General features: G+C 65.8%; 2 protein-coding genes and 2 rRNA genes. All 4 read left to right on the top strand.

Going from position 1 to position 8,400, the window contains the following annotated elements; genetic code table 11:
- Positions 1-194: ribosomal RNA gene (locus tag ABD893_RS00075) — 23S ribosomal RNA — on the top strand; the annotation flags it as partial.
- A 121-nt stretch (positions 195-315) separates the two neighbouring features.
- Positions 316-432: ribosomal RNA gene (gene rrf / locus ABD893_RS00070) — 5S ribosomal RNA — on the top strand.
- Positions 433-853: 421 nt separating this feature from the next.
- Positions 854-1,861, top strand: coding sequence for a polyprenyl synthetase family protein (locus ABD893_RS00065; RefSeq protein ID WP_345075435.1), 1,008 nt, complete (start codon positions 854-856; stop codon positions 1,859-1,861).
- Between the two features lie 261 nt (positions 1,862-2,122).
- A complete protein-coding gene (locus tag ABD893_RS00060; RefSeq protein WP_345075434.1) occupies positions 2,123-8,365 on the top strand; it encodes an Ig-like domain-containing protein in 6,243 nt (2,080 codons plus the stop codon).
- Positions 8,366-8,400: the final 35 nt, after the last annotated feature.

Below are 8,400 nucleotides of genomic sequence, written 5' to 3'. Positions count from 1 at the left end.
GGCATGGCTGGTTGGCTACGTCGGGAAGGGATAACCGCTGAAAGCATCTAAGCGGGAAGCCTGCTTCAAGATGAGATATCCATACACCCTTTGGGTGTGAGAGGCCCCCAGTAGATGACTGGGTTGATAGGCCAGATGTGGAAGCACAGCAATGTGTGGAGCTGACTGGTACTAATGGCTGATGACTTACTACAACATATTTAGTTGTTTATGTGTGTTTGCGTCCACTGTGCGGTTCTCGAGGAACAACTCCTCAGGGCTCTGGTTCACCTTTGGGTGGGTTGGTGTTCTGGTGGTCTGGTTGTCTCATTGTGTTACGGCGGTCATAGCGTCGAGGAAACGCCCGGTTCCATTCCGAACCCGGAAGCTAAGCTCGATTGCGCCGATGGTACTGCACTCGGGAGGGTGTGGGAGAGTAGGTCGCCGCCGGACATCTTTGTGGGAGTGGGAGTGAGCTTGAGACCCTTGAAAGGGTTTCGCTCCTCCCACTCCTTTTTTTATGCCCGAATTCAGAAGTGCATCTGTGTCTTCAGCAGGCCCTTCCTCGCTCGCGCGGACGCGCTTTGTCGGCATTGCTGTGCCTTCACGGCATTGCTGCGGAGGGCAGCGAGAGGATCACCGCCCAGTACCGCCACGGCGAGATAGTGGTGAGAGCCTGAGGTGGCGCGACGTTCTCCCGCTCACCTCGGGACCCTCAGTGCGGTCTCAAGCGCCCGCCCCCCGGTAGACTCGGCGGGCGGGTCTTCGCAGCGCTTTGTTGCTGGTCCCGATCCTCGATGCGACACCGCCTCGAGCAGTCCGCAGTACATGTCCCGGGAGCGCCGCCGGCGCCCCGCTGAGTCCCAGGAGAGCCATGCCGTCCACGTTGCCGGGCGTTCCCGACATCGATGAGCAGCTCGCGAACAGCATCGTTGAGCGCCTCGAGGTCATCGAGGAGCGATTGCGCGAGTCCGTGGCCACGTCCGATGACATGGTCCGGTGGACCAGCCGACATTTGATGGATGCTGGCGGCAAAAGGGTGCGCCCGATGCTCGTGCTGCTCGCGGCCTCGCTCGGCGATCTCGACGCCGAAGGCGTCCTGGACACCGCAGTTCTCGTCGAACTCACGCACCTCGCAAGTCTCTACCATGACGACGTGATGGACTCGGCGCCCACCCGCCGCGGCACAGAGAGCGCTCATGCGCTCTGGGGCAACAACGTCGCAATCCTCACCGGTGACTTCCTCTTCGCCCGTGCCAGCGCGCTCAGCGCCCGTATCGGCACCGAGGCCGTGCTCCTCCATTCGGAGACCTTCGAGCGGCTGTGCCTCGGGCAGCTCCACGAGACTGTCGGCCCGCGAGAGGGTGAAGACCCTTTCGCGCACTACATCTCGGTCCTGGCAGACAAGACCGCGTCACTGCTCGCCCTCGCGGGAAGCCTTGGTGCGTCGCTGTCCGGTGGGCCTGCCGGATCGGGCGACGTCATGCGACGGTACGGCGAGAAGGTCGGTGTCGCCTTCCAGCTCGCCGATGACGTGCTCGATCTCGAGAGCGACGCAGCGACCAGTGGAAAGACCCCCGGCATTGATCTGCGTGAAGGGGTGCCGACCATGCCGACCTTGCTGATCCGGCATCGTGCTGCCACACAGCAGGACCCCGACAGCCTGGCGCTCGTGGCACGGCTCGATGGCGATCTGAGCTCCGATGCCGAACTGGATGCACTGGTGGAACTGCTCCGTGCTGATTCGGCCCTTGAGGAGACTCGTGCACTCGCACAGCGCACAGCTGATGAAGCAGTGGAGATCCTCAGCGAGCTGCCGGAGGGTGGCGTGCGCACGGCGCTGACAGTGTTCACCCGGACCCTGGTGGAGCGGGCACGCTGACCCTGTGACCACAGGCCGGGCCCTCTTATGACTCGGCCTGGGTTGCTCACCGTTTCGTGACCAGGCGCTCGTGGTGCTGTGGGTGCTCTGCGGGTACCCTGGGCAGGTCGCGCGCGCGGACGTCTCGGCTCTGGGGGACACTCCCTGAGGGAGTGCTGGATCCGGGTGGCGGGCGCGTTGAGAATCGGAACATGTGCTGGGGGTACGTCCATGTCTGACACCACAGGACCTAAGCGACGCCGGGGGAGGCGCGTCACGGTCGTGTCGGGCGCTGTCCTGACGGTGATCGCACTGGTGCTGACTGGCTTCGCGCTGCGCTATCCAGGACTCTCCTCCTCCGAAGTCAAGGTCTCCAACGGCGGAGTCTGGGTCTCGAATCAGGATGCTGGCCTGATCGGCCGGGTCAACGTGGATGCCAGCGAGCTCGATGCCCGGCTGACGGCCACCGGTCAGGACCTCGACATCATCCAATCCGGGTATGACGTCTTCGAGACCGGCCCGCGGGGGATCACACCGATCAACACCGCATCGGTGGCACGCAATGGTCTCGTGGAGCTGCCCCCCGAGTCCACAGTGAAGATCGGTGGAGACCGAGTGGTCATCGCGTCTGGTGACGGCAGGGTCTGGATCCTCACGCCACAGGAGGCTGCTGCATTCAGCCCCGCTGCGGTGGACCCCGTACTCGAGACCGGCAAGGGTGCACCGCCGGTCGCTGTCTCTGAGAACGGACACGTCTACGTGCTCAACGGCTCCGAGCTGCTGAGGTTCGGGAAGACCTTGCCGACTCGGGACACGACTGCGGACAAGCCGATCGTCCTGGGAGACGTTTCCAGCAAGACAGAGCTGCTCCAGCTCACCGTCGTCGGCGAAGAGCCCGTCGTCCTGGACAAGGAAAGTCGCCTGTTCCACGTGGGTACCGCGGCCAAGGCCTACGACCTCACCGATTACGGAGTCTCCACTCTGGAGCTCGCTGAGCTCCAGCAGGCCGGACCCGCCTCGGAGAACTTCGTGCTCTCGACCCGCGATGCCCTCTTCCGCATTCCCTTCGACGGGGGAAAAGCCACGAAGCATGCCGCTAGAGGCACCGGGAGCACAGTGGTCCCACCTGCACAGGTCCAGGGTTGCGCCTACGGGGCCTGGGGTGGCTCCAACCGCTATCTGCGTCTGTGCCAGGGGCAGGAGCCGGTGGCCGAGAGCATCCCCGGAGCGGACGGCGCGGCCGACCTCGCACTGCGCGTCAACCGGGACCTGGTGGTCCTGAACGATCAGAAGTTCGGTCTCTCCTGGGAGATCATGGACAACATGGAGCTGGTCGCGAACTGGGTCGTGACCCAGGAGATCCAGACCGACGAGTCCAAGGAGAAGGAGAAGGAAACCCTCACCACCACGATCACCAACACCGCCGCGGAGCGCGACGAGGAGAACCGCCCCCCGAAAGCCAATGACGACCAGTACGGTGTGCGGCCCGGCAAGAGCGTGGTCCTTCCGGTCACCCGCAATGACACCGATCCGGACGGAGACATCCTGTCCGTTCGCGTGGAGGGTGCGCAGCCCGGCATCGGCAAGGTCACTCCGATTCGAGGCGGAACCCAGCTGCAGATCGAGGTGAACGAGGACGCCTCCGGCAGCGCGAGCTTCACCTACCAGGCCGATGATGGCCGCGGTGGCACCGATACCGCGACCGTCGCGCTGGATGTGCGTGCCGACGGCGACAACGAGGGACCGAGGCCCGCCCGGGAGACCATCACCAAGGTCCAGGTCCGCTCCGGTGAAGAGATCAGCTTCAACATCAGCCCGTACTGGGAGGACCCGGACGGCGACGCCTTCTATCTCGCCAATGCGACCGTCCCACCCGAGGACCTCGTGACCTTCCGCCCCGACGGCCTGGTCACCTTCAACGATGCCGGCCTCGCGCCCGGAACCAAGCAGGTCCAGCTCAGCTTCCGGGACGAGCATGGCAAGCAGGGCGAGGGCACGATCGAGATCGAGTCGGTGACGGAGAGCGATCTGGCCCCGATCACCACCGCCGACCATGCCACGATCGTGGCGGGCCGCACCACGACCATCAAGCCGCTGCTGAATGATCTGAACCCCAACGGCGGCAACCTCGAGCTGCTCACCGTGAGCGACGTCGACGGGCTCGAGATCGACCCGGTGCTCGAGGCGGGGACCATCAACGTCCAGGCCATTGCGCCGGGCACCCACTACCTCGAATACACGGTGGCGGCCAGCGGGGCGAGCACCATCTCGCTGGGACTCGTGCGGGTCGATGTCATCGAGCCCGAGGCCGAGAACCTCGCACCGGTCGCCGTCGACGACCTGGGTACGGTCACCACCGGGACCGACACCCTGCTGGACCCGCTGGAGAACGACGTCGACCCCACCGGCGGGGTGCTGGTCGTCAACTCCATCGACGTGCCTGAGGGCAGCGGCCTGAAGGCCACCATCGTGAATCACCACCTGATCCGGGTCGAAGCCGCGCCGGGCGCGAAGGTCTCGCAGGATCCGGTCCCCGTGACCTATGAGGTGGCGAACTCGGCCGGCACCACCACCGGCACCGCCCGGGTGATGGTCGCCAGCACCGATACCCAGTTCGCGAACCCGGTGGCTGTCCCGGACCGGGCCGTGGTCCGCGCCGGCGACATGGTCAACATCGACGTGACTGCCAATGACATCTCGCCGACCGGTGCTGATCTCCATCTGGCCCAGGAGATGAACACCGATCGCGCCGATGGCCTGGGGCACACCGAGCCTCATCAGGACCAGGTCCGCTTCCGTGCGAACGATGATGCCTCCGGAGAGGCCGTGGTCCAGTACGAGGTGATCGACGAGACCGGACGCACCGGCTCGGCACTCGCCTACATCACGATCGTGCCCCGCGACGCGGAGAACTCCGCCCCCAAGCCCGACAACCTCACTGCCCGCACCGTCGCCGGCACGCCGGTACGGATCCCGGTCCAGACCACCGGCATCGACCCTGAGGGCGACTCGGTGATGCTCACCGGTGTCACCAGCCCGATGCCCACGCTGGGAGAGATCGTCAGCGCGAACGGCGAGTGGATCGAATACCTGCCCTATGACGACTCCGTCGGCACTGATCGCTTCCGCTACCAGGTGATGGACCGCCACGGCGCGATCGGCACCGCAGAGGTGCTGGTCGGGGTGGCCACACCGAACACTCAGAACCAGGCTCCCTACGCGGTCGACGACACCGTGGAGGTCAGGCCAGATCGAGAGGTCCAGATCCCGGTCCTGGACAACGACACCGACCCCGAGGGTGACCCGTTGGCCGTGGTGCGCGACGACGTCGAGGTGATGACTGAGATCCAGGAGCACGCTCCGCCTGAGGATGCCGAGGACAATTTCATCACCGTCACCACCCCCTCGGAACCCGGCACCCACACAGTGCTCTATTCGGCAACGGATGGTCAGCTGAAGAGCTCGGCGACCGCGACCATCAAGGTGGCGAGCAACGCGCAGCTGCGCGCGCCGGTGGCGCGGGATGATTTCATCGCGGTCGAAGACGTCATGGACCCGGAGATGGAATTCGTGGACGTCGAGGTGCTCGCCAACGACTCCGATCCCGATGGCAGTACCAAGGACCTCGTCGTCGCGCTTGATGAACCGGTCGAGGGTGTCGAGATGCTCGATGACGAGGGCACCGTCCGGATCCTCCCGCAGGAGGAGCAGCAGCGCATCCGCTACACCATCACCGATGTCGACGATCTCGTCTCCGCCGGTTACATCTGGGTGCCCGGCACCGCGAAGCAGGCTCCGGTCTGGGTGGGCCAGCCCCTCCAGGTGCAGGCCGGCTCCGAGGTGAGCGTCGATCTTGCGGACCCGAGCAACGTCCGGGTGCGCCCCGGCGCCCAGCCCGCCCGCATCACCGATCTGAACCTGGTCTCCGCGCAGCACAGCGACGGCGGAGAGCTCGTCTCGGGAGAGTCCTCCCTCGTGTACCGCCCGGCGGCAGACTTCTCCGGCAACGACACCCTCACCGTCGAGGTGACCGATGGTGAGGTGGGAGATCCCACCGCCGCCGTCGCGACTCTCGCAATCCCGGTCCAGGTCACCGCCGAGGAGACCAACCTGCCACCGACCATGCAGGGCGCGGTGCTCGAGGTCGAACAGGGCGGTGCGCAGTCCTCCATCGACCTGGCCGCCGGCGCCGAGGATCCCGAGGGCGAAGCGCTGACCTACGCCCTGGGCGAGTCCGTCTCGAACCCGGAGATAGCGGTCGGGCTCGAGGGCTCCACGCTGACCGCCGCCGCCACCACGAAGTCGCCGAAGGGCGAGATCCTGGACGTGCCGGTCACCGTGACGGACGGGACCAATCCGCCGGTCTCCGCGACCGTGCAGATCACCGTCGGTGGCTCGCAGCGACCGCTGATCTCGGCGGCACTGGACGAGGCGACCATCGATGCCGGCAGCACTGAGTCGATCGCTGTGCTCGGGAACGACTCGAATCCCTTCCCAGGCGGGGAGAGGGAGATCGTCACCGTGCAGCGGGTTTCCGGTGACGGTGAGGTCACCCTGGACGGGGACAACGTCGTGATCACGCCGGATCCGGACTTCCACGGCTTCCTCAACGCCAGCTACACGGTCATGGACGACACCGGCGACCCCGATCGACAGGTCAGCGGCGAGGTCCGGGTCACCGTGCTGGGCAAGCCCGATGCTCCCTCCGCTCCACGCATCGGTGAGGTCGGGGACGGCTTCGTCGAGCTGAACTTCGCCGCGGGCAATGACAACGGCTCGCCGATCACCGGATACAAGGTCTCCAGCGCCGGCGGCGGCTCGGTGAGCCAGGATTGCGCCTCCACCTCGTGCACCATCACCGGCCTGACCAACGACACCGAGTACACCTTCCAGGTCACCGCGGTGAACGCTGTCGGGGAGTCCGATCCTTCGGCGGCTTCCGCCGTCGCACGGCCTGATGTGCGTCCTGAGCGCCCGGCTGCGCCCTCGGCCGAACGAGGCGACAGGGAGCTGACCGTCTCCTGGACCCCGCCGGTCAACCGCGGCTCGGCCATCCAGGGCTACACGGTGCAGATCCACGACACCAGGAACAACACGATCGAGCCACGAGAGGTCGAAGCGGGGAGCACGCAGACCGTCTTCACCAATCTGGACAACGGAGTCGACTACCGCTTCCGCATCCAGGCCTCCAACCTGGCCGATGAGCCCTCGGACTGGTCCGAGTGGTCGAAGCTCGAACACCCGGCCGGTAAGCCCGCGGTGCCCAGCGGCACTCCGACGGCACAGCGGATCGATGATCCGGTCGGCGGAGGCATCACGGTGACCTGGCCGAAGATGACCGAGCAGGAATCCAACGGCGAGCCGATCACGCAGTACATCGTCACCGCCTCTTCCGGTGAGAGCCAGACCCTGGACCACACCAAGACATCCACGACCTTCCGTGGAATGGACGCGAACACGGCGCACTCCTTCACCTACACCGGCGTGAACTCGGTGGGCACCGGCGTGGGTGCCTCGAAGTCCTCCAATTCCGTCACGCCGTGGGCGAAGCCCTCCGCCCCGACCGGGGTCAGAGCGACGATGCCGAGCGAGGGCACCGGTGCCGGGCCCAATGGCCGGGCGAAGGTTCATTGGGAGGAGGCCGACGACAACGGCACCACCGTCACCAAGTACGTGGTGCGCTGGAACGGTGGCTCCCGGACCGTCAACGCACCGGCCACCAGCGCAGATATCTCCGGACTCGGCACCAGCGGCACCACGTACAGGTTCACCGTCGAGGCCCGCAATGGCTTCGAGGCCAACGGCGGCGTCAGCGACCGGTCGGCGGAGACGAACGCGGTGCGGCCGTACACGACCCCGGCGAAGCCGGGCTCAGCCACCATCACGACAGCCAAGTGCACCGATGCGAACAACTGCCCGGTGACGTACAAGGCCTCCGCCGGTGGCAGCGACGGTGGCGCGGGGAACAAGACACTCCAGGTCCGTATCGACGGCGGTGGCTGGCAGGACTCGGGCACCTCCTACTCCAAGACGATCCAGGCCAAGTCCGCCTCCTCGCATTCGATCGAGGCACGTGTGGTGACGAAGCCGAAGAACGCCGACGGCTCCACGGCCACCATGACCTCCGGCACCGTGAAGGACTCGAAGAAGGCCCAGACCTACACCCCGCCCCCCGCGCCGAAGATCAGCGGTGAGAACGGGTACGGCGATGCGACCGGGGAGGATGGGTGCAACAACGGATGGTGCTACTACCTCGACTTCACAGTGTCGGGTCTCGCCCCGAACACGACCTACGAGTACTGCATCAAGGCCGATGGCGTCATCGGTGGGAACTGCTGGTACCCAACCACGGACGGCGCCACCCCGACGATTGGGACCTTCACGACGAACTCTTCCGGTGCATGGGACCTCCGCGACAGCGGGCATAAGCCGTACTGGGGTCACCCGTACACCGACCTCTGGGTCTGGGTCAGGATCGACGGTCAGACCGCCGACTCCAATAAGGTCCAGATCCGCTCGAGCTGAGATCCCCGCCTCACGACATCCGCCCTCTTCCCGAA

The sequence above is a fragment of the Brachybacterium paraconglomeratum genome (assembly GCF_039541415.1).
Classification (GTDB): domain Bacteria; phylum Actinomycetota; class Actinomycetes; order Actinomycetales; family Dermabacteraceae; genus Brachybacterium; species Brachybacterium paraconglomeratum_A.
The sequence above is the reverse complement of the archived record's forward strand: the minus strand, read 5'-3'. Positions and strand labels throughout refer to the sequence as shown.